The organism is Streptomyces verrucosisporus, assembly GCF_017114865.1.
Lineage (GTDB): Bacteria > Actinomycetota > Actinomycetes > Streptomycetales > Streptomycetaceae > Streptomyces > Streptomyces fenghuangensis.
The window spans coordinates 18162-43125 of the sequence record NZ_JADEYH010000026.1 but is presented as its reverse complement, the minus strand read 5'-3'; the positions used below and the strand labels follow the sequence as shown (position 1 = coordinate 43125).

Sequence of the window (24964 nt, the reverse complement as noted above, 5' to 3'; positions counted from 1 at the left end):
CTGGCAACGGGATTTCCGCTCTCCGGTGTTCCGGCCGGTCACCGCGGGTTCGCCCCCCGTTCGTCCCAGGGCCTTTCGCGGCTTCCCGGCACCGTGCGGAAAGCGGTCACTCCGGCCGCCGAAGGATACCGGGCCCGCGGCGCCGCGCCGAGTCCGCGCGCACCGGTGGCGCGCGAAAAGGTGGTCCCGGGACGCCGGGGCGTCCCGGGACCCGTCCGCCCCTACACCGCGGCGCCGCCCCCGGCCCGCCGGGGCTCGGGCACGGCGGCTCCCGCGCCGGGGGACCCGGGAGCCGTGGGCAGGGCGAGCGCGAGCTCCTCGCGCAGGTCCTCGACCTCCGGGTACCCGGCGTACCGTCCGGTGAGCCGGTACATCTCCCGCAGCCGGTCCCAGGTGCGGTGGGAGGAGGTGCTGCCGATGCTGACCAGGGCCAGCCGCGCGTAGCGGTCCGCCTGCTCGGGGTCGTCGGCGATGAAGCAGGCCGAGGCGAGCGAGATGTAGTCGAGGATCTTGGACCGCTCGCGCCCCTTCTCCCGCAGCCGCAGCGCCTCCTTGGCGTGCTTCTCGGCCGTCCTCGCGGCCGAGGGGTCGTGCTCGGCCAGGGTGCGGTACGCCAGTGCCTGCATCCCGTGCAGATCGGCCTCGTCGAACAGCTGCATCCAGCTGGGCGGCGGCACGTCCCCGCGGTCGGAGACGAACAGGTCCTCGGCCCGGCCGAGGGTGCGTCGCATCGCCTGCCCGCGCCCCATCGAGGCCTGGGCCCAGGCCTCGATGGTGTGCAGCATCGCACGGGTGCGCGGCAGGGTCTCCTCGCCGCAGCCGGCCTTGGCCAGCTTCATCAGGTCCAGGGCCTCGTCGGGCTTGCCCAGGTGCACCATCTGGCGCGCGGCCCGGGAGACCGCCTCCCCGGCGCGGGGCCGGTCGCCGCCCTCGCGGGCCGCGTGCGCGGCGATGACGAAGTACTTCTGGGCGGTGGGCTCCAGGCCGACGTCGTGGGACATCCAGCCGGCGAGCACCGACAGGTTGGCCGCCACCCCCCACAGCCGCCGCTGGATGTGCTGCGGGTGGCGGTAGGCGAGCATGCCTCCCACCTCGTTGAGCTGGCCCACCACCGCCTTGCGCTGGAGACCGCCACCGCGTGCCGCGTCCCACGCGCGGAAGACCTCCACGGAGTGTTCCAGTGAGTCCACCTCCTCCGAGCCGACGGGCACGGCCTCGTAGCGGCCGGATGAGGCGGGGACGGCGGGTGGGGCCCCGGCGGACCGGAGGGCGCCCGCCGGGGCCGGGTCGGTCCGGAGCCAGTCGTACAGAGCGCTGCTGAGAGCCGGTCCTGCGGTGAGCGCGGCGCCCGCGCCCACCAAGCCGCGTCGGTTGAGCATGAGGTCCATTCCCGTGAATTCGGTGAGGACCGCGGCGGTCTGCTCGGGGGCCCACGGCAGTCCGTGGACGGACTGCCGTCTTCCTGCCTGCCCCGATCGGCTGAACCCGAGGTCCTCGATGGTCACGACACGGCCGAGTCGCTCGGTGAACAGGGTCGCCAGCACCTTCGGCACCGGATCGCGCGGGGTCTCCCCCATGTCGATCCAGCGCCTCACCCGGGAGGTGTCGGTCGCCAGCTGCGGGTGGCCCATGGCCGCCGCCTGCCGGTTCACGCGCCGGGCGAGTTCGCCCTTGGACCAGCCGGTGAGGCCGAACAGGTCCGCCAGGCGGGTGTTGGGTCCCTTGGTCACGTCGAAGCCCCCAGGTTCTCGGCTGCCTCGACAGTAGCCCTCGCCGATCGCCCCCGAAGGGGCGCGCGGACATTCGCCAGGGTTCGCCAGGGTCCGCCAGGTGGTGTGCCACCCGCACCCGGGTATGCTGTAGGAACGCGCCACCCCGTCCGGTCACCCGGGCTCCCGCATTCCCCAGGGTGCGGTACGCCCCGGCCGGCCGGGTGGCGCGGCAATCCGTCGGCGCACGAAGGGATCCGGCTCGTCCATGAATCCAACACCGTCCCCCGTGCCGGCCCCGGTCCGGATGCGTCCGCGACCGCGGTACGGCATGGTCCGCCCCGAGCCGGTGCGCACACCGCCCGCGGTCGCCGGTCTGCCCCGGCCGCGCCGGGCGCCCGGCGCGGGGGGCGGGCCGGCCGCCGGGAGGCCGGAACCGTCCGGCCCGCAGGACGGGCGGCTGCGCACCGCCATCGCCTCGGTGCACCGGGTCTGCCCGGACTTCCAGCCGGTGCAGGTGCTGCGCCGCGGCGGGCGCTCGGTGCTGCTGGTGGGCACCGTCGGCCGCGGCACCGCGGTCGCCAAGTGCCTGCTGGACCACGCGCCCGCGCGGGTCGAGCGGTTCCGGCACGAGATAGCGGTCCACCGCACCTTCGTGCGCCACCGGCCGCCGGTGCGGGTGCCCCGGCTCATCGCGGCCGACCCCGACGGCTGCGTCCTGGTCGCCGAGCGGGCTCCCGGCCGCCCGTTGGCGCTCCAGCGGCATCCGCTGGAACCCCCGTCGCCGGCCGATCTGCGGGCGGTGCTGGGCGCGGTGTCCCGGGTGAACGCCTGGCAGCCGCCGCCGGGAAGCTTCGGGGCCCCGGTCGACTACGGGGTGCGGATCGCCCGCTACCACGGGCTGGGACTGCTGACGGACCGCGATCTGAGCGATCTGGGCAAGCTGCTCCACGGTCTGGCGCGCGGCGGCGGACGCGCGCAGTTCTGCCACGGCGACGCCCTGCCGTCGAACGTGCTGCTCTCCCCGTCCGGCCCGGTGCTGCTGGACTGGGAGCACGCGGGCTGGTACCTGCCGGGCTACGACCTGGCCACCTTGTGGTCGGTGCTGGGCGACAGCCCGGCGGCCCGCCGCCGGATCAGCCGGCTCGCCCAGGCCGGGGGCCGCGACGCGCGGGACGCCTTCCTGGTGAACCTGCTGCTCGTCCTCACCCGGGAGGTCCGCGCCTGCGAGACGGCCGTGCAGCGCGCCATGCGGGACCCGGGACCGGCCCCGGGCTGCGACCGGACCGGTCTGCTGAGCGCCGGCGAGGAGCAGCGGCTGCTGCTGCGCCGTCTGCACGACGACTGCGCGATGGCCCGGCGTGCGGTGCGGGCGGCGGTGGGGACCCGCTGACGGCCCGGCCCGCGCGGTGCCGCGCGGGCCGGGCCCTGGGGCGCCCGGCGGTCCGGGGCAGTACGGGGGGCGGCGATCCGGGGCGGAGCGTCACCGGGCTGGACCTGTGACGCCGCGCAGGTCCGGGCCCGCCCCGGGGCGAAGACTCCCCCATATGGCCTCTGACGTGGGAGGATCCACCAGCGATCCCTTGTCTCCCGGTCGTTGACGGATCGTCGGCCGGCCGATACCCCTGTGGGCAGTCCCGTGCCGCTCGGACGCGGCGTACCCCTCAGGAGGCCGTCTTGCCAGGACCCGTCCCCTCCCACCCGCAGACATCCCCGCGCGGTTCCGTCCGCCGGCGGCTGCGGATGCTCACCGCGGCCTCGGTCGCCGCCCTGCTGCTGCCCCTCCTCCCGGCCGGCGCCGACGCCGGCGGGCGGGACCCGGACTCGCTGCGGGAGGCGTTCACCCGCGCCTCCGACCGCTACCGGGTGCCCGAGAGCGTGCTGCTGGGAGTGTCGTACCTGCAGTCCCGCTGGGACGGCCACCGCGGCGCGCCCAGCGTCTCGGGCGGCTACGGTCCCATGCACCTGACCGACGCGCGCACCGCGCTGGCCGAGGACCCCCACCACAGCCACGGCTCGGAGGACCCGCGCGGCGACACCGCCCGCGGCACCAGGCGGGCCCACGACGCGCTGCCCGATCCCGCCGACCTTCCCGACCGGCTGCGCACCCTGGAGCGGGCGGCCGAGCTGACCGGGCTGGACGAGGAGGAGCTGCGGAGGGACCCGGCGGCCAACGTCGCCGGCGGTGCGGCACTGCTGGCCGCGGCCCAGCGGGAGCTGGGGCTGCCGCTGAGCGACGACCCAGCCCAGTGGTACGGGGCCGTGGCCCGCTACCCGGGCTCCGGTGACGCGCGGGCGGCCGGGGTCTTCGCCGACGAGGTCTTCGACGTGATCCGCGAGGGGCGGCGGCGCACCACCGACTCCGGCCAGCACGTGGTGCTGGCGGGCCACCCGGACCTGATCCCGAGGACCGCGCAGCTGGACGGCCCGGGGCTGCGCCCGGCGTCCCCGGCGCGCGACGAGCGCGTGGAGTGCCCGAAGTCCGTCTCGTGCGAGTGGATCCCGGCGCCGTACGAGGAGTACGCCAACCCCGACGGCTCGCCGAACTACGGCAACCACGACAAGGCCGACCGCCCCGCGTCGCAGAAGATCGACTACATCGTGGTGCACGACACCGAGGCGACCTGGGACACCACCCTGAGCCTGGTGCGGAACCCGAAGTACGTCTCCTGGCACTACTCGCTGCGCGCCTCTGACGGCCACATCGCCCAGCACGTCCCCACCGGGGACGTGGGCTGGCACGCGGGCAACTGGTACGTCAACGCCAAGTCGGTCGGCCTGGAGCACGAGGGCTTCCTGACCGCCCCCGACGCCTGGTACACCGAGGCGATGTACCGCACCTCGGCGCGGCTGGTGCGGTACCTGGCCCACCGGTACGACATCCCGCTGGACCGGCAGCACATCATCGGGCACGACAACGTGCCGGGCGTGACGTCCGCCCACATCCCCGGGATGCACACCGATCCGGGGCCGTACTGGGACTGGCAGCACTACTTCACGCTGCTGGGCGCGCCCTTCCACCCCACGGCCGGGCCGGACTCGGAGCTGGTGACCATCCGGCCCGACTACGAGAAGCACAAGCCCCTCTACACCCGCTGCGACGGCTCCGGGCAGCCCTGCCCGCCGCACGGTTCGGGCGCGGTGCGGCTGCACACCGGGCCGAGCGCCGACGCGCCGCTGGTGAAGGACGCCGGGCTGCGGCCGGGCGGCGGCGACTCCACCACCGGCGTCAACGACACCGGCGCCCGCGCCTCGACCGGCCAGCGGTACGCGGTGGCCGAGCGCCGGGGCGAGTGGACGGCGATCTGGTACCTCGGGCGGAAGGCATGGTTCCACAACCCCGCCGGCGCCCCGACCGCGGTGCCCTCCCGCGGCCCGGTCGTCACCCCGAAGGAGGGCGCGGGGCCGGTGCCCGTCTACGGCCGCGCCTATCCGGAGGCCTCCGCCTACCCCGAGGGGATCCCGGCCCAGGCGATCTCGCCGCTGCCGTACACGGTGGAGGCGGGCCAGGCGTACGCGCTGGGGCTGCGGACGAAGGGCGAGTACTACTACGCCAAGACCTTCGACCCCGCGAACCACGTGGTGGTGCGCGGCGAGGAGGAGTACTACCAGATCCAGCTCGGGCACCGGGTGGCCTTCGTCAAGGCCGCCGACGTCACGGTGCGGCCGGCCCGGCGGTGAGGTGACGCCGGCGAGTACAAGGCACAGGGGAGGGGCGCCGCGAAGCGCCCCTCCCCTTCCGTGTCCCTCGTGCCCCGGCCGTCCGCGCCGCCGGTGCGTCAGCGCTGGAACAGCTCCGCGGGCAGTGGCTTCAGCAGCTGGTAGAGGTCCTCGGTGATCGGCCGGTCCCAGCTGGCGATGGTGACCAGCACGCCGTCACTGCGGTCGAACTGGACGCAGGAGATCCGGCTCTCCGAGCAGATGATCCGCCGCACGATCAGGAGATTGTCGTCCAGCATCACCGGGCTCTCCTCCGTCCCGGTGACGGTGACCTCCTCGTCGTTCTCCAGCGCCGCCAGCAGCTGTGCGACCTCGAACGGGATCTGTCCCTCGGCCGTCTCGCGGACCTGGGAGCCCTCCGGCAGGTTCCCGATGACCATGGCCGGTCCGCGTCCGCCGAACAGGTCGTAGCGCAGGAAGACGCCCTGGCAGCTTCCGTCCGGCGCGGGCAGCAGCCCGGCCCCGAGGTTACCCGGCCAGTCCCCGGGGTCCATGGCCAGCACGTCGAAGTCGGGTCCGGCGGGTGTGGCGGCACTGCGGCGGCGGAGAAAGGACATGCGGCCATGGTACGGGCCCGGTGCCGCCTCGGGCCGGTGGCCCGCACCCCCTGCCGTACGGCGGCGGGGCCGGTCTTCGGGCCCCGCCTCGCCGGGGTCGCGGGAGCCCGGTGGATGCCCTACTGTCGCCCGAGGACCCGCGCCGGGGCCGCCCGCGGACGGCCGGTGGTGGCGGACCGGGCGGGAGGGGGGCAGCGGTCCAGTTCGTGGAGGACGGCGGCCCTCTCCACCGGCCCCGGGGGCTCGCGCAGGGCGCGTTCCAGGCAGCGCCGGGCCTCCTCGGGGGCGTCGGCCCCCAGATACTCGGCGGCGGCCTCGCGCAGGGTGGCGACGACGGTCGGGTCGCCTTCGGGATGGACCTCCAGCAGATGGCGTGCGGCGGCCCTGGGGCCGCGTCCGGCGCCGGCGACGACCGCGGCGGCCTGACCGTGGAAGGCGACGCGCAGGGCGGGCGGGATGGACCGGTGGACGGCGGTGGCGGTCAGCGGGTGGGAGAAGCGCAGCGGCCGCCCCTCCTCACCACCGGTGAGAACGCGGGCGGCGGCCAGCCGTGCACGGGCCTCGGCCGCCTCCCGAGGTCCCAGGGCGGCGACGTCCGCGGCGAGCGAGGGGGCCGCCTCGGCGCCGAGCACCGCGGCGGCCCAGGCCAGCCGCACGGCGGAGGCCCCCAGACGTTCCATGCACTCGACGGGTCCGCTGTCCCGGCCGGTTCCCGCGGGCACCGGCCGGACGGGCCGCGCGGCGGTGCGGGAGGGCGGTTCCCGCTCCTGCTCGGCGCCGCGCGCCGGCGGTGCGGTACGGCCGCGCGCGGCGGCGCGTCCCCGGGCCCCGCCCCGCCCGGCCGGCACGTCGTCCGGCGCTCCGGGTCCGGACTCCCTGTCGAACATCGCCCGCTGCATGCGCCCCTGCTCTTCGTCCGCCGCCACGGCTGCCGCCTTGCCACTCCCGCGGCAGGTGGTGGAGAGCGTACGCCGGTGTGAACCGGACGCGGTGCTCTTGGCCGGTTTCCCCGGCGGCGGAGGGCCGTTTCGGGTAGTGCCGCCCGCGCGCACTCCCCGTACCGGAGGAAGCACGGAGTGTCCCCGGCACTCTTGACCGGCAACTGCCTTTGTCCAAAGGTGGGTTGGCGTATGCGCCCGTCATTCCCACCATCGTGTCGACCAGCTCGCTCACCGCTCGTTCACCGCTCGCCGGGGAGGCGTCATGCCCGTGACCGAAGCCGGCACGGCCGGGGAAACCGCCGGGCGGGAGGGCCTGCTACGGCGGACGGCTCACCTGGAGATACCTTTCCCCGGGGCCGTCAGCCCCGCCGTCGGCAGGGCCAGGCTCCACACCCTCCGGTGGCTCGGGGACTTCGGACTGCTCACCGGGGAAGCGGCGGTGGAGGAGTATGACGCCCTGCGGCTGGAACGGGCGATGGCCCGCTTCCACCCCCGGGCCGCGGACGAGGACCTGATGCTGGCCACCGACGTCAACGGCTGGTTCTTCGTCTTCGACGACCGGCTGGACGGGCCTTCGGGGCGGAGGCCGCACGATGTCACCCGCCTCGTGGACCGCCTGGCCCGCGTCATGGACGGGCACCGGCCGCCGTCCGGCGTCCCCGCGGACCCGCTGGTCGAGAGTTTCCGCGACCTGTGGCAGCGGGCAAACGAGGGGATGCCGCCGGTGTGGCGGAACCGCTTCCGCGGGCACTGGCACGGCTATCTGCTGGCCCACCGCCGTGAGGCCCTCAACCGCTCCGGGGCGCGACTGCCCACGGTGGAGGAGTTCCTGTCCGCCCGGCGGCACACCATCGGCATACAGCCCTGCCTGGACCTGGCCGAACGCTGCGGCCGCTACATCCTGCCGTCCGAGCTGCACGGCGGCCGCCCGCTGAGGCAGATGCGGCGGATCACCGACGACGTGGCGATCTTCGTCAACGACATCGTCTCGCTGGACAAGGAGCTGGCCGCCGGCGACGTCAACAACACCGTCGTCCTCCTGCGGCACGGCACCGGCCGCCCGCTTCCGGACTGCGTGCACGAGATCGGCGCCGCCGCCAACGGGCGGGTCGCCCGCTTCCGGGAGCTCGCCGCGCGACTGCCCGGCCTGCTGGAGGCCTCGGGCGTATCCCGCACGACACGAGCACATGTGGAGGACTACGTCGACGGCATGCGCAACGTGATGCGGGGCAACCTCGACTGGTCCCTGGAGAGCGGGCGCTACGACGACGCCGGGGTCGCCGCCGCCAGCGGCGGGCGCCTGCGCCCGTGGGCCCGGCCGCCGCAGGCGGGTGCGCCGGAGCACGGGGCCGGTACGACGGCCGGTGCCGGTACGGCGGATACGGTGCGGACATGACGGATGCGGCGGAGCGGACGGACGGCGGGGCGACGGTCGACCTCTGGCGCGCGGGCCTGACCCGCGTTCCCGAACGGGTGTGGGAGCACCTGGAGTCGCGGGTGCTGATCCTCGCGGACAACGCACTCACCGGCCTCCCGCCGCGGATCGGCCGGCTGCGGCGCCTGCGCACCCTCGACCTCGGCCACAACGCGCTCACCTCCCTGCCCGAGGAGATCGGGGAGCTGACCGGGCTGGACGGCTGCCTCTACCTCCACGACAACCGGCTCACCGCGCTGCCGCGCTCATTGGGGCGGCTGCGCTCGCTGACGTATCTGAACGTCGGCGACAACCCGCTGGGCGCGCTGCCCGAGGAGATCGGCGGCATGGCGGGGCTGGTGGAGCTGCGGGCCCAGCGGTGCGGGCTGCGGGAGCTGCCGGCCTCACTCGGGCGGCTCACCGCGCTGCGGGAGCTGTGGCTGCGCGGCAACGCCCTGGTCTCGCTGCCCGCCTCCCTCTCCCGGCTGCGGGAGCTGCGCGAGGTGGAACTGCGCGAGAACGCCCTGGAGGAGGTGCCCGGGGCGCTGCGCGGCCTGCCGCTGCTGCGCCGCCTGGACCTGCGGGGCAACCGGCTGCGCACGGTGCCGCGCTGGCTGGGGCGGGAGCTGCCCGCGCTGGAGAAGCTTGATCTGCGCTGGAACGGGGCGGCGGTCGCGCCGGGGCCGGTGGAGGAGCTGGAGCGGCGCGGCTGCGTGGTGCTCCGTTAGGCGGGCGGGACGCCCGGAACGCCCGTCCGCCGTGCCGCGGGGGTTGACGGGCGGAGCGCTCGGGAAGAAGGTTTCAGCGTTCTCCCGATCCACTGGAGGATACTTTCCCGAAGGGGCGCGGTATGACAGGTTCGGCACGGGATCGCACACCGGGCCCTGCGCCCGCCTCCGGCCCGGACGCGGGCGGGGACATCGGCCGGCGGCAGCTCGGCCTGCGGGCGCTCGCGCTCGGCGGCGGCCTGGTCCTGGCCTCGGCGCCCGTCGCGGCGGCCCGCGCCCGGGGCGGGCACGCCCTCGCCGCCGGCGGGCACGCGCCCGTCCTGCGCCGCGGCTCCGCGCGGCGGGCCGGACTGCTGGAGCCGCATCTGCGGCGCCTGGTGGAGGACGCGCGGACCTTCCTGGGCCCCTCCCCCGAGCACCCCTGGTACGCGGGCGCGGTCCTGCTGGCCGGACGCGGCGGCACCGTCGCCCTCCACGAGGCCATCGGCCACGCGGTGCGCTACTCGGCCTACGACGAGGCCACCGGCACCGGCGTCGAGCTCCCCGCCGGCGAACAGGTCCCCGCCGTCCCGGAGACCGTCTACGACCTGGCCTCCGTCTCCAAGCTGTTCACCGCGATCCTGGCCGTGCGGCAGATGGAGCGCGGCGCCCTGGACCTGGAGGGCGAGGTCGCCTCCTACCTGCCGGAGTTCGGCGCGGCGGGCAAGGAGAAGATCACCCTGCTGCATCTGCTCACCCACACCTCCGGGCTGGCCGCCTGGCTCCCGCTGTACGCCGAGCCCACCGGGGAGGACCGGCTGCGGCGGCTGTGGCGGGAGGAGCCCCTGGACCCGCCGGGCACGGTGTACCGCTACTCCGACCTCAACCTGATCACCCTTCAGCTCGTGCTGGAGCGGGTCACCGGCAAGGGGCTGGACACGCTGCTGCGCGAGGACATCACCGGACCGCTGGGCATGCGGTGGACCCGCTACAACCCGCCCGCCTCCTGGAAGCCGCTCATCGCCGCGACCGAGGACGCCCGCCGCCCCTGGTCGGGCCTGGACCGGGGCATGGTGCACGGCGAGGTCCACGACGAGAACGCGTACGCCTTCGGCGGCGTGGCCGGCCACGCCGGGGTCTTCTCCCGCGCCTGGGACCTGGCCGTGTTGTGCCGCGCCCTGCTGAACGGCGGCGCGTACGGCGGCGCCCGCGTCCTGGAGCCGGAGTCGGTGGACCTGCTCTTCCGCGACTTCAACACCGCCTTCCCCGGCGACGAGCACGGCCTCGGTTTCGAGCTGTACCAGCACTGGTTCATGGGGGCCATGGCGACCCCCCGCACCGCCGGGCACACCGGCTTCACGGGCACCTGCCTGGTGCTGGACCCGACCACCGACACCTTCCTGGTGCTGCTGGGCAACTCCGTCCACCCGGTGCGCACCTGGCGCTCCGGCAGCGCGCCGCGCGTGGCCGCCGCCACCCATCTGGCCCGGGCCGTGCCGGTGCGTCCCGCTGCCGGGCGCGCGGCCTGGTTCTCTGGGACGACGAGCGGCGCCCCGGCCGTGCTCGCCCTGCCCGAGGTGGCGCTCGGCGACGGCGCGGAAGAGGGCGCGGACGGCGGTACGGGCGCCCGGCTGAGCTTCTCGGTGTGGTGGGACACCGAGCGCACCTTCGACGTCCTGCGCCTGGAGGCGTCCGGCGACGGCGGCGTCACGTGGAAGCCGGTGCCGTTCACCACCTCCCGCCCCGGCCAGGCCCCGGTGGAGCACCCGGAGGGTGCGCTGCACGGCTTCTCCGGACGCGTCTGGCACCGGGCGCTGGCGGACCTGGACGCCTGGCGCGGCCGGGCGGTGCGGCTGCGCTGGCGGTACACCACCGACGCCCGCTATGTGGGACGCGGCGTGTACGTCGACGGCGTCCGGATCGAGGACGGCGGGCGCACGGTGTTCGACGACTCGCGGCGCCGGGACGCCGGCCGTGTCACGGCCGACGGCTGGTCGCTCTCGGCCGACTGACACCCCGTCATGGACGGGGCGCTTCCGGAGGCCCGGCCGCCCGTCAGGCCATGTGCACGGTGGCCAGGTCGGCGAGGCCCGAGACGGTGAGGACGGGGCCCAGCAGCGGCGGGGCGATCAGTTCCAGACGGTCGGCGTGGGCGAACAGCGCCGCCAGCCCGGCGCTGTCCAGGTAGTCCACGGCGGTGAGGTCCACCACCAGCCGTCCGGCGCCGGCGCCGGCGGCCCGGTCCACCGCGGCCCGGAACTCGCCGACGTTGCTCATGTCGATCTCCCCCTCGGCCACGAGGACCGGGGTGCCGTCGGGACGCTGCTGGTCGGTGAGTGTCAGGGTGGTGGTCAACGTGTGATCCTCACATGCATGTCAACGGTGGTTCCGGTCTCGTCGGTGACGATGCCGACCTGGTCCATGAGCGCGTGGATCAGGATCAGGCCGCGGCCGCGGTGGGCGTTGGCCTCGGGCCGCGGGGGCTTCCAGCTCCCGGTGTCGGTGACGGTCAAGTGCAGGTCGTCCGCGGCGGCGACGGCCCTCAGGCGCACGGTGCGGCCGGGATTGTGGCGGTGGCCGTGCTCGATGGCGTTGGCGCAGGCCTCCCCCACCGCGACCAGGACCGCCTGCGTCAGACGCGGTCCGGCCTCCAGCCGCTCCAGCCAGTCGCGCAGGGCGCCGCGGACGCGGGCGAGCTGGGCGGACTCGGCGGGGAAGGCCACTTCCAGGGGCGCGGGGTGGCGGTAGAGCAGCAGCGCCATGTCGTCGTCGTAGCCGCCGGCCGGTTCCAGACCGGTGCGGACGTCGTCGGCCAGTTTCTCCAGGTCCGCGCCGCGCCCGCGCCGGGCGGCGGCCGAGGCCTCGGCGATGCCCGCGTGCAGCGGGCGGCTGCGGCGCTCGATCAGGCCGTCGGTGTACAGCAGCAGGACGGAGGCCGGCGGCATGGTGCGCGTTCCCGTGGGCCGCGGGCGCCCCGGCCGCACCGCCAGGGGGATGGAGCGGGCCTGGTCGAGCAGTTCGGTGGTGCCGTCCGGGTGGGTCAGGATGCCCGGCGGGTGGCCGGCGCTGCTGTAGGCCAGCCGGCCGGTCGAGGGGTCGAGCACACCGCAGAAGACGGTGGCGCACAACGCTCCGGGGATCAGGGCGGCGAACCGGTCGAGCGCGGTCAGCACCTGGGCCGGGTCGGCGAGCTGCAGCAGCAGGGCCCGGCAGGCGCTGCGCAGCTGGCCCATGACGGTGGCCGCCTCCAGGCCGCGGCCGACGCAGTCGCCGACGACGATGCCGATACGGCCGTCGGGCAGTTCGACGGTGTCGTACCAGTCCCCGCCGACCTCCAGGGGCCGGGCGGCGGGCTCGTAGCGGACGGCGAACCCCGCCGGGAGGCGGTCGGGGCCGAGGATGGCCCGCTGGAGGGCCAGGGCGGTCTCGCGCTGCTGCTCGAAGACGTGGACGCGTTGCAGCGTCTGTCCGAGGTAGCCGCCCAGCACGGCCAGCAGGGTGTGGTCCTCGCCGATGAAGGGCCGTTCCGCGCCGGCCTCGACCCACAGAGCCAGCGGCCCCCCGGGATGCTCCAGGGTGATGCCGATTCCGGCCGGTTCGGCGGTGGCCACCGGATGCAGGGGGTTGCGGCCGCGCAGGGAGTCGACGGCCTCGCGCACCGGGTCGCCCGGCCGGCCCCACGCGGTGCCGGGCACCGCGGCGGCCGGCCGGGGGGCCCGGTCCGGGCCGTCCCAGGTGACGGCCAGCGCGCGGGGGGCCCGCCACACCCCGCGCAGTTCGTCGAGCGCGGCCCGCAGGGCCTCGGGGACGCTCCCGGCCTCGGACAGCCGTACGCTCAGCGCCGCCAGGGCGGTCTCGCGCTGGGCGGTGAGGCGTTCGGCGGTGACGTCGCGGAAGGTGCCGACCACCATGCGCCTGCCGGTGTCGGGGTCGCGGACCTCGTTGAAGGAGGCGTACACCCACAGCCGGTGTCCGTCGCGGTGCCTGACGGGGGTGACGTAGCTGCCCTTCCGCTCGCCCACGACCTGGGCGAAGGCCCTCTCGATGGCACGGTGGGCCTCGGAGTCGGTGTCCTCGTCCGGCCACCAGGGGTGCTTGGGCCGGTAGGGGAGGTCCTCCGGGCCGTAGCCGAGCACGTCGGTGAAGGCGGAGTTGATCTCGACGACGGCGCCCTCCTCGTCGCAGACGAAGAACGCCTCCTGGAGCGAGTCGACCAGGGCGGTGCGCCACTGGGCGTGGTGGTTGCGCAGCCGCGACAGCTTCACGGCCGCCCGTACCCGCGCCAGCAGCTCCGCGGCGGAGAACGGCTTGACCAGGTAGTCGTCGGCTCCCGCCTCCAGTCCTTCGATGGACGCCTCCTGGCCGGCCCTGGCCGACAGCAGCAGCACCGGCACGGAGGCGGTGCGGGAGTCGGCGCGCAGCGCCGCCACCAGCTCCAGGCCGTCCATCCGGGGCATCATCACATCGCTGACGACCATGTCCGGGGCGTCGGCGCGGACCGCCTCCAGGGCCGCCCGCCCGTCGGCCACCGTCGTCACCCGGTAGCCGGGGGCCAGGATCCGCCGCAGGTACTCGCGCATGTCGGCGTTGTCGTCGGCGACCAGCACCCGGGCCCGCGCCGTCCCGGGGGCCGGCGGTACGGGCTCGTCCCGCCCGGTGCCCCCTCGCTCGTCCTCCCCCTCCTCCCCTTCCTCCCCGTCCGGCAGCCACCGCAGCGCCTCCTGGAGGTACGGGTCCGCGGCGGACACCGGGAACGGTTCGGCGCCCCGGACCACCGAACCGGCCGGCAGATGCGCCGTCCCGAAGGGCAGCCGGACGGTGAATACGGTGCCCTCGCCCTCGGTGCTGTCGGCGGTGATGGTGCCGCTGTGCAGGCCGACCAGTTCCTTCACCATCGCCAGCCCGATGCCGCTGCCCTCGTTCGAGCGCGCGCGGGCGTTCTCGATGCGGTGGAACCGCTCGAACAGCCTCGGCAGCTCGCCGCGGGGCACCCCGACGCCGGTGTCGGACACGCGCAGCACCGCCTGTCCGTCCTCGGCGCGCAGCGTCACACCGATGGAGCCGTCGAAGGTGAACTTCAGCGCGTTGCTCAGCAGGTTGAGGACCACCTTCTCCCACATGTCGCGGTCGATGTGGACCGGTTCGGGCAGCGCGGGGCAGTCCACCTCGAAGTCCAGGCCGACCCGCTCCACCGCCGAGCGGAAGACGCCGGCGAGCCCCGTGGTGACGGCCGCCAGGTCCACCGGTTCGAAGCCGGCCCGCATCCTCCCGGCCTCGATGCGGGAGAAGTCCAGCAGGGTGTTGACGAGCTTGCCCATGCGCAACGCGTTGCGGTGGATGACCTCCAGCTCCTCCCCGACCCGCTCACCGGCTCCGGCGAGCTGCCCGCGCAGCTCCTCCAGCGGGCCCGTGATCAGCGTCAGCGGGGTGCGGAACTCGTGGCTGATGTTGGAGAAGAACGCGGTCTTGGCGCGGTCCAGCTCGGCGAGTTCCTCGGCCCTGCGCTGCTGGACCTCGTACGCCACGGCTCCGTTGACCAGCGCGGCGGTCTGCCGGGCCACCAGGTCCAAGAAGGCCCGGTAGTTGTCGTCCAGGACCCGCCCGGCACTGACGGCCAGGACGATCGCCCCGACCGGCCCCGTCCCGGTCTCGCCCGGCAGCGGCAGGACCACCGCCTGGGTCGGCGGCCTCTCCCAGCCTCCGGACGGCAGCCGCCCGAACCGGGGCACGACGTCATCGACGGCCACCGGCTCGCCGGTGGCCAGCACCCGCTCCAGGGGCCAGTCCCCGGGACCCTGGGGCAGGGGCCGGAGGGACGTGCCCGGCGGGCTGACGGCGGCCGGGACCGGCTCACCGCCGGAGTCGCGCAGGTGGACCGCGGCGAACGGCACGTCCCGCTGCGCGCGGCCCAGCACCCCGGCGACCAGTCGGCACGCCTCCCCCACGCTGCGGGCGGTGCCCGCCTGGGCGCCCAGATCCTGCAGCACGGCGAGCCGCCGCTCGCCCACGACGCGCTCGGTGGTCTCGTTGCACGCGGTGAACACCCCCCGCACCCGGCCGTCGTCGTCGTGCAGCGGACTGTAGGAGTACGTCCAGTACGACTCCTCCAGATAGCCGTGCCGCTCCATCCTCAGCAGCAGGTCCTCCGACCAGGTGGCCTGCCCGGTCTCCGTCACCGACCGCAGCATCGGGCCGATCACGTCCCAGATCTCGCCCCACACCTGCCTGCCCGGCTTGCCCAGCCCGGGGTGCTTGTCGCCCAGCAGTGGAAGATAGGCGTCGTTGTACAGCAACCGCAGGTCCTCGCCCCACCACAGGAACATGGGGTAGCGGGAGGTCAGGCAGATGCGGCAGGCCGTACGCAGACTCGCCGGCCAGCCGGCCGGGTCGCCCATCGGGGTGCCCGCCCAGTCGAGGGCGCGCATCCTTTCGGCCATCTCGCCGTTCCCGGGGAAGAGCAGCTCCAGCGGCTCGGCCCCGTCAGCGTCGCCCATCGCCTCCGCCCTCCTCGCCCGCCGTGTGCACCCGCGGTCCCGCGACCCCGTCACCGATGCGCATATCCACTGGTACGGCGAGGATGCGCCGCATCCGGTCCCGTAGGATAAACGCGGTCGGCCACGGCCCGTGGCGCGGCCGGGTCGCGGGGTTCGCCCGCTCCGGGAGCGGGCAGTCGATCAGCGTCCCCGCGGATCCGCACCGCGGGGAGTCCCGCCCCGGCGCCGTCCCGCCTCCCGGGCCGTGCCGTGGGGGGACGACCGGACCGACCAGCGCGTACAGGAGAACACGGGTGCCCGACCGAGATCTGACCGTCACGCTGCGCCCCCACCCCGCGGGCCCCTGTCTGCTGGAGGTGGCCGGCGAACTGGACCACCACACCGCCGACCGGATGCGCCAGGCGCTCAACGAGCTGCCCCGCGACCGGGGAACCGCGGTCGTCATCGACCTGTCCGGCCTGGTCTACTGCGACTCCAGCGGCATCACCGTCCTGATCACGGCCTACCACCTCACCCAGGCCGTGGGCGGCAGCCTGGCGCTGGCCGGTCTGGACGACGACATCATGCGTGTCTTCGGGATCGTCGGGCTGGACCAGATCTTCGACTTCTACGGCAGCGTCGAGGAGGCGGTGGCGGCCCTCACCGGCTGATCCCCGTCCCGGTCGGCACCGGCTTGCCCGGCGTCGGCTCCGGGGCCGGTCCACGGGCCACTGAGCACCCCCTGGTGTCCGAAGAGCGGCGAGGTGCCGGGACGCGGCGGCAGGCCGGCGACGGCCCTGGCGCCGGCGCCCATGCCGTGGGTCCACACCGGGAGCCGTCCGAAGGAGCCGGGCCGCTCCCGGAGCGGGGCCGGCCGCCCGCCGGGGCTCCCCGCGCGGCGCGCCTCGGCGGTACGGCGGCCGAGTTCCGCCGCGTCCCCGGGCCGCTCGTGCGGTTCCTTGGCCAGCAGGTCGAGGATGATCCGCTCCAGGTCCCCGGGCAGGCCGGGGCGGAGTTCGCGCGGCGGGCGGGGGGCGGTCTCGCGGTGGCCGACGAAGACGCCCCAGGTGCCCTCCAGGTCGAAGGGCGGGGCGCCGGTGGCCATCTCGTACAGCACGCAGCCGAGCGAGTACAGGTCGCTGCGGTGGTCGAGGTGGGCTCCGGCTATCTGCTCGGGCGACATGTAGTGCGGGGTGCCCATGGGAAAGCCGCCGTTGGTTCCGGTGGACCCTGACGGGGAGGCCGTGCCGCAGTCGGGCCGGGCTATGCCGAAGTCGCAGATCTTCACGGTGCCGTCGGCGGTGCGCATCACGTTGGCGGGTTTGAGGTCGCGGTGGACTATGCCCCGGTCGTGGGTGTAGGCGAGGGCGTCGGCCATCTGCTCGGCGATGTCGAAGAGGTCGGGCACGGGCAGCGGCCGCCGTCCGCCCAGTTCCAGGAGCCGGCCGAGGTCGTGCCCGTTCAGCAGCTCCATCACCAGGTAGAGCACTCCGTCGTGCTCTCCGAAGTCGTGGACGACGGTCACACCGCGGTGCTGGAGCGAGGCCGCGAGGCGCGCCTCGCGGCGGAAGCGCTCGCGCAGCGCCCCGGTCGCGTGCGGGTCGTCCTGGCCGCCAAGCGGCTTGAGGCACTTGACGGCGACCTCGCGGTCCAGCGACTCGTCGTGCGAGCGCCACACCTGTCCCATACCGCCGCGCCCGACGAGGTCCAGCAGCCGGTACCGGCCCTGGATCAGTGTGCTCCGCCTCATCGCGTGCCGCCGCCCCCTCTCGCCCTGCCGCCCCCCGGCCCGTCCAGTATGGGCCCTCCCCCGGCCGGCCGGTAAGGCGGCGGTCCGGTGCCGGGCGCGCCGGGGTTTCGGCACCCGCCCCGCGGCAACTGCGGACCGGGAGGGTTCAACCGGAACCCGCCGGCGAGTCCGGCCGGTCCGCCCACCTCCAGGAGGCGCCGATGTCCCGACCCGTGCCCCTGCGTGTACGCGGCACCCGGGCGGGCTTCAGGCAGCTCGCCCGGCTGCGCCACGCCCCCGCCTTCCACCCCGACGGTCTGACCTGCGCCGGTGAGCTGGTGATGCCCGGTCTCACCGGGGCCGCCTGGGGCGTCCCCTGGCTGGACGGGCTGGGCCGGTACGAGTGCCTGGTACGGCTGTCCCGGGGCGCCGGCCTGCCGCGGCCGCTGCCCGACTGGCTCGGACTCGCCGTCCGGGCGCTGGACGGGGGCGGCCCCGGCCGGCCCGTCGACCTGCTGCTGACCAGCAGCGCCCGGCCTCCCGTACTGCGCCGGCTGCCACTGCCGCGCGGCGACGCGCTGGGCGGCCCGTACAGCAGTCTGCTCACCTACCGGGTCGGCGGGCGCGGCATGGTGCTGGCCGCCTTCCCGCGCCGCCGGCTGCGCCCGGTCCACGGCAGTCCCCCCGCCCTGCGGCGGGCGCTCGCCGGCGGTCCGCTGGTGTTCGACCTGCGGGCCGCCGAACCGCTCGGCCGGTGGCGGACCTTCGCGGTGCTCACCGTCCGCTCGCCGCTGCCGAAAGCGCCCCGCTCCACCCCTGGTTTCGACGTCCACCGCAACAGCCTGCCGGAACTGGCGCCGGGCACGGCCTTCGCGGCGGTGCGGCCGGCCGCGTACGAGGGATCCCGGGAGGGCCGCGCCTGAGGAGGCGTCACCCGCGTCGTTTCCGTCCGGGAAGCGGGGGTACCCCGTACCGGCCGTCAACCGACCCGAGTGGAGATGATGACGATGGCCAGCACAGGCCCGAGGGCGGCGGGCACGGCGCGCCGCGCACCGGTGAGCACCGCGGCCATGGCGGTGTCGCTGGTCTTCCTGCTGGTGGGGATCCTGGGGTTCGTCCCGGGCATCACCACGGACTACGGCGACATGCAGTTCGCGGGACACGAGTCGCAGGCCCAGCTGCTCGGCCTCTTCCAGGTGTCGATCCTGCACAACCTGGTGCACCTCGCCTTCGGTGTCGTCGGCCTGGCCATGGCCCGTAGCGTCGCCGGGGCCAAGGCGTTCCTGATCGGCGGCGGTGTGATCTACCTGCTGCTGTGGCTCTACGGACTGATCATCGACAAGGACAGCGGCGCGAACTTCGTGCCCCTGAACTCGGCCGACGACTGGCTCCACTTCGTACTGGGCGCGGGCATGATCGCTCTCGGCGCGGTTCTGGGCGGTCGCCGCACCACGACCGCCGCCTGATTCCGGCCGCCCGACCGGGCCCCGGCCCACCGGAGACGGTGAAGAACGCGAGGAGGCTCCGCCATGCGACCCGCGCCGCCCCCGGGAGCCGCCGAGCTCCTCTTCGTCGGCAACGCCACCCTCCTGATCCGCTACGGCGAGCTGAAGCTGCTGACCGATCCCAACTTCCTCCACCGCGGCCAGTACGCCTACCTGGGCAAGGGGCTGCTGTCCCGGCGGCTGAGGGAGCCCGCTCTGCGGGTGGAGGACCTCCCGCCGGATCTGGACGCGGTGGTGCTGTCCCATCTGCACGGCGACCACTGGGACCGGATCGCCCGCCGCGGCCTGCCCCGCTCCCTGCCGATCGTCACCACCCCGCACGCCTCGCGGCGGCTTCAGGGGCTGCACGGGTTCAGCCGCGCCACGGGCCTGCCCACCTGGCACGACCACGTCCTGGTGCGCGGCGGCAGCCAGGTGCGGATCACGGCGCTGCCCGGCCGCCACGGCCCCGGCCCGGTGGACTTCCTGCTGCCGCCGGTGATGGGCAGCCTGCTGGAGTTCGGCGACCCGGGAGGGACGGTGAGGCTGCGGCTGTACGTCTCCGGCGACACTCTGATGTTCCCCGGCGTCCACGAGATCGCGCGTCTGTGCCCGGACATCCACCTGGCGGTGGTCCATCTGGGCGGCACCACGCTCCCCGGGGGGCTGCTGGTGACCATGGACGCCCTGCAGGGCGCCGACCTCGTCTCCGTGCTGCGTCCACGCCGCGTGCTGCCGGTGCACTACGACGACTACACCGTCATGAAATCCCCTCTGCCGGACTTCCTCCGGGAGGCGGAGCGGCCCGGTTTCCCCTCCGGCGTACTGCACTGCCCGCGGGGGGAGCGGGTGACCGTCGACGCCGCCGGCCCTGTCGAGGCCGGCGCGGCGGGGCCGGGGCGGCCCTGACGGTTCCAGGCCCCGAGAAGGACCGAGACAGCCGAGAGGAAGGCCCACAAGGTGCCGAGCACGAACACGATCACAGCCCAGCACGTACGGGAGCTGCTCAGCTCCCCCGACCCCGATCCCCGGCTGGTCCTCCTGGAGGGCCGCCCGCGGGTGGTGCCCGCCGCCGAGACCGGTGCCGACCGCTACCGCGGAGCCGTCGAGGTCGTCTCGCGCGAGGACCTCACCGCCCGGATCGGTCCGGGGGCGCCCTCGGAACGGGATCTGGAGGCGCTGGCCTCCAGGCTGCAGACCGTGGTCTCCGAGCTGGGCGGCTGAGGAACTCCGCCCGTGCGCGTCCCGTGCGCCGCTCAGGCGGGCGGGACGCGCACGGCCAGTGCCAGTGTGTCGTCGGGGTGCAGGATGACCGTGTGCATGTCCTCGGCGATGGCGCCGGGGACCTCCGTGATGGGCCTGTCGGCGTGGCGGCGGGACGCCTCGATCAGCCGCTTCTCGCCCTCGCGCGGGTCCTTGCGGCTCTCGGTGAGGCCGTCGGTGTAGAGGATGAGCATGTCCCCGGGCCCCATCCGGGTGTGCAGCAGGCGCTCGCTGCCCGGCAGCGGGTAGCCGATGCCCCGGCCGCGTACCTCCAGGTACCCGGGCTCGCCCCCGGCCGGCAGCAGCAGCGCCGGCGGGTGGCTGCCGTTGGCCAGGAACAGATCGCCGGTGGCCGGGTTGATCCGGGCGAGCAGCACGGTGGACATCAGCTCGCTGTCGAAGGGCATCAGGATCTCGGCGGTCCGGGCGATGATCGACTCCAGCGGATGCCCTTCCAGCGCCAGGGTCCGTACCGCGTGGGTGACGTTGAGCGCACCGCGCGTGCTGGTCACACCGTGGCCGAGGGCGTCGACGACGGTGATGTGGACGGTGCCGTCGGGAAGCTGGAGCCAGTCGTACAGGTCACCGCCGGTGGGCGCGTCGGTGCCGGCCGGCGCGTAGTGGACGGCCATCTCCAGGCCGTCGACCTCGATGGGGGCGGGCCGCAGCGCGTCCTCCAGCTCGCGCAGGGTCTGGCCGTGGGCCTTGCGCAGCTGCTCGTCTCGCTCCTCCAGCTGGACGTAGAGGGCGAGGGTGCCCCGGTTGGTCTCGGCGAGTTCGTGCTTGAGCCGTCGGTGCTCGGCGGTGAGGGCGTCCAGGCGGGCCAGCGTCGCGCGCAGTTCCTGCTCCACCGCGTGGATCTCCGACGTGGGGCAGCCGCTCCCGGCATCCGGCCCGCCGCCGTTGCGGGCGGGCGGGACCATGCCCGCCTCGCCGCCGCTGCCGCCGTCACCGTGCCGGCCGGGCAGGGGCACGCGCCAGGTGGCCGAACCCCCGGAGGCGAACTGGGCGGGGAGGGGGAGGTCGGCGATGCCGTCGCGGTCGGCCGTCAGATCGCTGAGGATGTCGAGCGTGACGACGAGCTGCCCCGCCGGTTCGCCGCCGGACGGCTCGGCGTACGCCTTCAGCCGTACCGGCCGCCCCGCCGCGATCTCGGTGCGCGCCAGCTCCACCGCGGACATCACCAGCCGGGCCCTGGTCTCCACCGGCAGCCGGTGGACGCGCGCGATGCCGCGTACCGCGTGCCGCAGGCTCGGCAGCGTGTGGTGGTGGGAAGTGGTGTTGTCGGTCATGGAACCTCTGGGCCGCTCAGGCCGCTCGGACGGTGAGCACGGTGGCGTCGTCGCGGACTCGCCGGTGCCCGTGGGCCAGGGACGCCGCCAGCAGGGGCGGTGGAAGCCGCAGCAGAAAGGTGGGCGGGCTGTGCGACCAGCGGGACTCGATGCCGTCGCTGTGCAGGACGACCGCCGCTCCCCGCGCCAGGGGCACGGCGCGCGGCCGGGGGGTGGGGACGTTCCAGCCCACGATGCCGGGCTGGCCGGCCATCCGGTGGGCCACCTCCCCGCCCGAGAGCACCGTGGCGCGGATGTTGCCCGTGCCGCAGTACTCGGCGCGGCCGGGGTGCAGCCGCACCACGCCCGCCGCCGCGCCGCGGGTGTGGCGCAGCGAGCGGTGCAGCGAGGTCAGGATCTCGGCCAGGGGGCGTTCGGGTGCGGTGTGGAAGGCGCGCAGGGCGCAGCGGGCCGCCTCGGCGGCCGCGGCGCCGTGTCCCAGTCCGTCGACGACGAGGCCGGTGAGGGCGCCGTCGGTGTCGGCCACGGCGCAGGCGTCGCCGCAGTGCTTCTCGCCGTGGGCGGGCAGGCACACCGACCCGACGCCGTACCGGGGCTTCGGCTGCTCGCCGGGAGCGGACAGCCGGGCGTTGACCAGGGTGCCCGAGCCCGGCTGGGTGCGGATGGTGAACTCGGTGGCGATCCGGCGGACCGCGCCCAGCCCCGCCCCGAGGGAGCCGGTGGTGGTGTAGCCGTCGGCCATCGAGCGGTCCAGGTCGCGGATGCCGGGGCCGCGGTCGACGGCGGTGATCTCCACCCCGTCGCCCCGGAGCGTCGGCTGTACGTACACCGTTCCGTCGGCGGCGTGCTTGACCTGGTTGCTGGCCAGTTCGCTGGCGATGACGGCCGCCTGGTCGGGCACGGCCCCGGGCAGCCCGCACCGCTGCGCGCAGCCGCGCGCGGCCGAGGCCGCCACGTGGATCGCGCTCTCGTGGTCGATGCGGATCTCTTCGGTCAGGCCCTCCGCTGCGGGGGACGGCCGGCTCACTGCGTGTTCCAGCGGGTCACGCTGATGGTGGTGCCCCGGCCCGCTTCGGTGTGCACCTCGAACTCGTGCATGAGGCGGCGCGCGCCTCCCAGCCCGTGCCCCAGGCCGGAGCCGGTGGTGAAGCCGTCGGCCAGCGCCGCCTCCAGATCGGGGATGCCGGGCCCCTCGTCCCTGACGGTCAGCCGCACGCCCCGGCGTCCGGCGTTCCTGGGGAACTCGATGGTCACCGTGCCGCCCCCGCCGTGGATGTAGGCGTTGCGCGCCAGTTCGCTGGCGGCGGTGACGACGCGGGTCTGGTCGACGAGCCCGAAGCCGGTCTCGACGGTGGCGGCCCGTACCGCGTGCCGGACCGTGATGAGGTCCTCGTCGGTACGGACCGGGTAGGTGGCCCCGGCGCCCGCGCCGCCGCCTCCCTCGACGGGAGCCGTCGGGGCGCCCATCGTCCTTTCACCCGAGAGTTTCACGCCGGGTCACCCCTTCCGGGGGCCGCGGGGCATGGTGCCAGCCCAGTGCGGCCATCCCCTGCTCCGCGTTGAGTGCGGTCTCCACTCCGGTGAGCTGCAGGCCCAGCTCGACGAGGGTGATCGCCACGGGCGGCCGCATGCCGGCCACGATCACCCGGGCGCCCAGCAGCCGGGCCATGGTACTCAGCTCGGTCAGGGTGCGCGCCACGAAGGAGTCGATGATCTCCAGCCGGGAGATGTCGATGAGGACTCCCGTGGCCCGCTCGGTGGCGATGCGCTCGGTCAGCTCGTCGGCGAAGACGGTGGCCGTCTTGTCGTCGAGCTCGTTGATGAGCCCGGTGACCAGTACGTCACCGAGCCTGAGGATGGGGATGTCCATGGACTGCCGGCCGGTCATCGGTTCGTCGTCGCCCCGGTGGCCGGTGAGTCCTGCCCCGTCATGTCGACCGCCGCGGCCAGGGCGTCGGCGAGGGTGGCGCGGGTGAGGATGGTGGACAGGTCGATGCCCAGCTGGGCGATGGTCTGCGCGATGGAGGGCCGCACGCCGCTGATGAAGCAGTCGGCGCCCATCAGGCGCACCGCGTTGACGGTCTGCATCAGGTGCTGGGCGACGGCGGTGTCGACCGTGGGCACACCGGTGATGTCGATGATCGCCACCCGGGCGTCATGGGTCTGGATGGACTGCAGGAGGTTCTCCATCACCACCTGGGTGCGCGCGGTGTCCAGGGTGCCGATCAGCGGCACGGCCAGGATCCGCTTCCACAGGTGGACCACGGGGGTGGACAGCTCCAGCAGCTGGCGGCTCTGCCGCTGGATGATCTCCTCGCGGCGCTCCACGTAGGCGTTGAAGGACAGGGCGGCGGCCTCGTCCAGCAGCCGGTTGATCGTCAGGGCCGCCGGGAACAGCTCCCGCGGATCGCGGTTGTCGCGCTCCACGGCCTCCAGCAGGGCGTCCTTGAGCGCCAGGATGGCCAGGGACGTGGCCGTCGGGGTCGCGCCGCTGCGCTCCCTGCGCAGGGACAGCTCCATCACCGCGCCGCGCAGGTCCTGGTGGGCGTCGACCACGTTCTCCATGCCGTAGTCGCTGTTGAGGGCTCCGCCCAGCAGGACGAGGAGCGCGTCGGCCTCCTCCCGCAGCTCGCCCTCGTCTATCCCGATCGCCGCACGTTCCCGCTGCAACTGCACCCACCGGTCGGCGATCTCGTCGCCTCGCTCGCGGATTGCGGTTGTCAACCGGTCTCGTACGGCTGCGTCGCTGGCGTTCACTGACAAGCCCTCTCACAGTCGTTCGTCGCCGGCCCACGCCCGTGACGTCGGCATCCGGCTGGAAGTGCGGGGTGACGGGACAGTACCGTTCACCCCTTTTGTTGCCGTCCGGCAAATATTAGCAGCGGCCGCGAAGCCTGTCGGCCCCAACTGACGGGGCATCAGGCCATGGTGAGACCCGCCGCCCCCTGACGGGACCTTCCCCGAAACCGCCCTCCAAAGCATCCCCGATCGATTGTTTCCATTTGACAACTGTATCCGCGGCACAACAATCTTTCCCTGTCGCACCCGCCCCGACCGGCCATCACGCCAGGACTCCCCCGCGGTGCGGCGCTCCGCGGCGGCCACGAGGTGTGTGATGTATCGGTGAGACAGAATGGCGGCGCACATGCCCTCCAGGGCGGCGGCCTCACGCCGATCTCACACCACCGCCGGCCCCTGCCCCCCGGCGCCTGGGCAGCGCTTCGTCCACCGCCGCCCGGAACCCCCGCAGCCCCTCGGCGAGCGCCCTGCGCGCCGCGGGCGACATCGCCGCCATGGCCGTAGCCAGCGCCTCCTCCCGCAGGTCCCGCAGGTCCCGCAGGTACGTCCTGCCCCGGCCGGTCAGCCTCAGTTCGAGTTCCCGCCGGCTCGCCGGGCTGGGGGCGCGTTCCACGAACCCGACCGCCTGCAACCGGTCGCACAGCCGGCTGACCGACGACGGGGCGGAACCCAGCGTCTCGCTGAGTGTGCGCAGATTGATGCCCTCGTCTCGGTCGAGGGTGTACAGAACCCTCAGCTGGGAGGCGGAGACGGGCGCGGGCGACGCGGCCTCCCGGCCCCGTTCCCACAGCACTTCCAGGAGCTCTATCACCTCGGACGCGGCATGGGCCGCCTCTGCGGAGTGGCGCTGGGAGGGTCCGGAATTCACGACCATAA

The 24964-nt window shown here is 74.6% G+C and carries 21 protein-coding genes and 1 pseudogene; 10 read left to right on the top strand and 12 right to left on the bottom strand.

Annotated features, from left to right (window positions below):
- Positions 1-221 precede the first annotated feature (221 nt).
- On the bottom strand, positions 222-1730 hold the full coding sequence (locus IQ279_RS22740) for a DNA-binding protein NsdB (protein WP_307792489.1): 1509 nt from the start codon (positions 1728-1730) through the stop codon (positions 222-224).
- 247 nt (positions 1731-1977) lie between these two features.
- On the opposite strand from IQ279_RS22740, the gene IQ279_RS22735 reads away from it, so the two are divergent.
- Positions 1978-3102: an aminoglycoside phosphotransferase family protein gene (locus tag IQ279_RS22735; protein ID WP_206350979.1), complete on the top strand. Its 1125-nt coding sequence runs from the start codon at positions 1978-1980 to the stop codon at positions 3100-3102.
- Between the two features lie 350 nt (positions 3103-3452).
- The gene (locus IQ279_RS22730; RefSeq protein ID WP_206351000.1) at positions 3453-5390 is read left to right on the top strand and encodes an N-acetylmuramoyl-L-alanine amidase; all 1938 of its coding nucleotides are present in this window, start codon (positions 3453-3455) and stop codon (positions 5388-5390) included.
- Positions 5391-5488: 98 nt separating this feature from the next.
- On the opposite strand, the gene IQ279_RS22725 is transcribed toward IQ279_RS22730, so the two are convergent.
- Both IQ279_RS22725 and IQ279_RS22720 read right to left on the bottom strand, forming a co-directional pair.
- Entirely contained in the window at positions 5489-5986 is a 498-nt protein-coding gene (locus IQ279_RS22725) for a glycosyltransferase family protein (protein ID WP_206350977.1), read from the bottom strand.
- 119 nt (positions 5987-6105) lie between these two features.
- Positions 6106-6912 carry a hypothetical protein gene (locus IQ279_RS22720; protein WP_206350975.1) on the bottom strand — a complete coding sequence of 269 codons (807 nt, stop codon included), beginning with the start codon at positions 6910-6912 and terminating at the stop codon, positions 6106-6108.
- A gap of 277 nt (positions 6913-7189) precedes the next feature.
- Between IQ279_RS22720 and IQ279_RS22715 the strand changes: the two genes are divergently transcribed.
- The 3 genes from IQ279_RS22715 (at position 7190) to IQ279_RS22705 (ending at position 11060) form a co-directional block, all read left to right on the top strand.
- Positions 7190-8323 (top strand): isoafricanol synthase, encoded by a 1134-nt coding sequence (locus IQ279_RS22715; RefSeq protein WP_206350973.1) that lies wholly within the window; start codon positions 7190-7192, stop codon positions 8321-8323.
- Entirely contained in the window at positions 8320-9069 is a 750-nt protein-coding gene (locus IQ279_RS22710; protein ID WP_206350971.1) for a leucine-rich repeat domain-containing protein, read from the top strand. The genes IQ279_RS22715 and IQ279_RS22710 overlap by 4 nt, the downstream gene beginning before the upstream one ends.
- Before the next feature lie 122 nt (positions 9070-9191).
- Entirely contained in the window at positions 9192-11060 is a 1869-nt protein-coding gene (locus tag IQ279_RS22705) for a serine hydrolase domain-containing protein (RefSeq protein WP_206350970.1), read from the top strand.
- Positions 11061-11103: 43 nt separating this feature from the next.
- Here the strand turns inward: IQ279_RS22705 and IQ279_RS22700 are convergent, their stop codons facing one another.
- Together IQ279_RS22700 and IQ279_RS22695 are read right to left on the bottom strand one after the other, a co-directional pair.
- Positions 11104-11403 carry an STAS domain-containing protein gene (locus IQ279_RS22700; RefSeq protein ID WP_206350968.1) on the bottom strand — a complete coding sequence of 100 codons (300 nt, stop codon included), beginning with the start codon at positions 11401-11403 and terminating at the stop codon, positions 11104-11106.
- Positions 11400-15542, bottom strand: coding sequence for a SpoIIE family protein phosphatase (locus IQ279_RS22695; protein ID WP_206350965.1), 4143 nt, complete (start codon positions 15540-15542; stop codon positions 11400-11402). The genes IQ279_RS22700 and IQ279_RS22695 overlap by 4 nt, the downstream gene beginning before the upstream one ends.
- A gap of 293 nt (positions 15543-15835) precedes the next feature.
- Here IQ279_RS22695 and IQ279_RS28225 point away from each other — a divergent pair, with 293 nt between their 5' ends.
- On the top strand, positions 15836-16192 hold the full coding sequence (locus IQ279_RS28225; protein WP_307792488.1) for an STAS domain-containing protein: 357 nt from the start codon (positions 15836-15838) through the stop codon (positions 16190-16192).
- Between the two features lie 50 nt (positions 16193-16242).
- Here the strand turns inward: IQ279_RS28225 and IQ279_RS22685 are convergent.
- Positions 16243-17271, bottom strand: a pseudogene (locus IQ279_RS22685) (serine/threonine-protein kinase); the annotation flags it as partial.
- 200 nt (positions 17272-17471) lie between these two features.
- Here IQ279_RS22685 and IQ279_RS22680 point away from each other — a divergent pair.
- The 4 genes from IQ279_RS22680 (at position 17472) to IQ279_RS22665 (ending at position 19958) form a co-directional block, all read left to right on the top strand.
- A complete protein-coding gene (locus tag IQ279_RS22680) occupies positions 17472-18173 on the top strand; it encodes a phosphodiesterase (RefSeq protein ID WP_206350963.1) in 702 nt (233 codons plus the stop codon).
- 84 nt (positions 18174-18257) lie between these two features.
- Positions 18258-18716, top strand: coding sequence for a DUF4383 domain-containing protein (locus IQ279_RS22675; RefSeq protein ID WP_206350962.1), 459 nt, complete (start codon positions 18258-18260; stop codon positions 18714-18716).
- Positions 18717-18779: 63 nt separating this feature from the next.
- Entirely contained in the window at positions 18780-19643 is an 864-nt protein-coding gene (locus IQ279_RS22670) for an MBL fold metallo-hydrolase (RefSeq protein WP_206350961.1), read from the top strand.
- Positions 19644-19694: 51 nt separating this feature from the next.
- The gene (locus IQ279_RS22665) at positions 19695-19958 is read left to right on the top strand and encodes a hypothetical protein (RefSeq protein ID WP_206350960.1); all 264 of its coding nucleotides are present in this window, start codon (positions 19695-19697) and stop codon (positions 19956-19958) included.
- Positions 19959-19990: 32 nt separating this feature from the next.
- Here IQ279_RS22665 and IQ279_RS22660 read toward each other — a convergent pair whose 3' ends face one another.
- From IQ279_RS22660 to IQ279_RS22635, 6 genes are all read right to left on the bottom strand, one after another.
- Entirely contained in the window at positions 19991-21289 is a 1299-nt protein-coding gene (locus IQ279_RS22660; protein WP_206350959.1) for a PP2C family protein-serine/threonine phosphatase, read from the bottom strand.
- Between the two features lie 16 nt (positions 21290-21305).
- Positions 21306-22316 carry a SpoIIE family protein phosphatase gene (locus IQ279_RS22655; RefSeq protein ID WP_206350957.1) on the bottom strand — a complete coding sequence of 337 codons (1011 nt, stop codon included), beginning with the start codon at positions 22314-22316 and terminating at the stop codon, positions 21306-21308.
- A complete protein-coding gene (locus IQ279_RS22650) occupies positions 22313-22756 on the bottom strand; it encodes an anti-sigma regulatory factor (protein WP_206350956.1) in 444 nt (147 codons plus the stop codon). Before IQ279_RS22650 ends, IQ279_RS22655 begins: the two co-directional genes overlap by 4 nt.
- 7 nt (positions 22757-22763) lie before the next feature.
- Positions 22764-23177, bottom strand: a complete 414-nt coding sequence (locus tag IQ279_RS22645) for an STAS domain-containing protein (protein ID WP_206350954.1) — start codon at positions 23175-23177, stop codon at positions 22764-22766.
- Entirely contained in the window at positions 23174-24046 is an 873-nt protein-coding gene (locus IQ279_RS22640) for an STAS domain-containing protein (RefSeq protein WP_206350953.1), read from the bottom strand. Before IQ279_RS22640 ends, IQ279_RS22645 begins: the two co-directional genes overlap by 4 nt.
- A gap of 409 nt (positions 24047-24455) precedes the next feature.
- A complete protein-coding gene (locus tag IQ279_RS22635; RefSeq protein ID WP_206350951.1) occupies positions 24456-24962 on the bottom strand; it encodes a MarR family winged helix-turn-helix transcriptional regulator in 507 nt (168 codons plus the stop codon).
- Between the last annotated feature and the right edge of the window lie 2 nt (positions 24963-24964).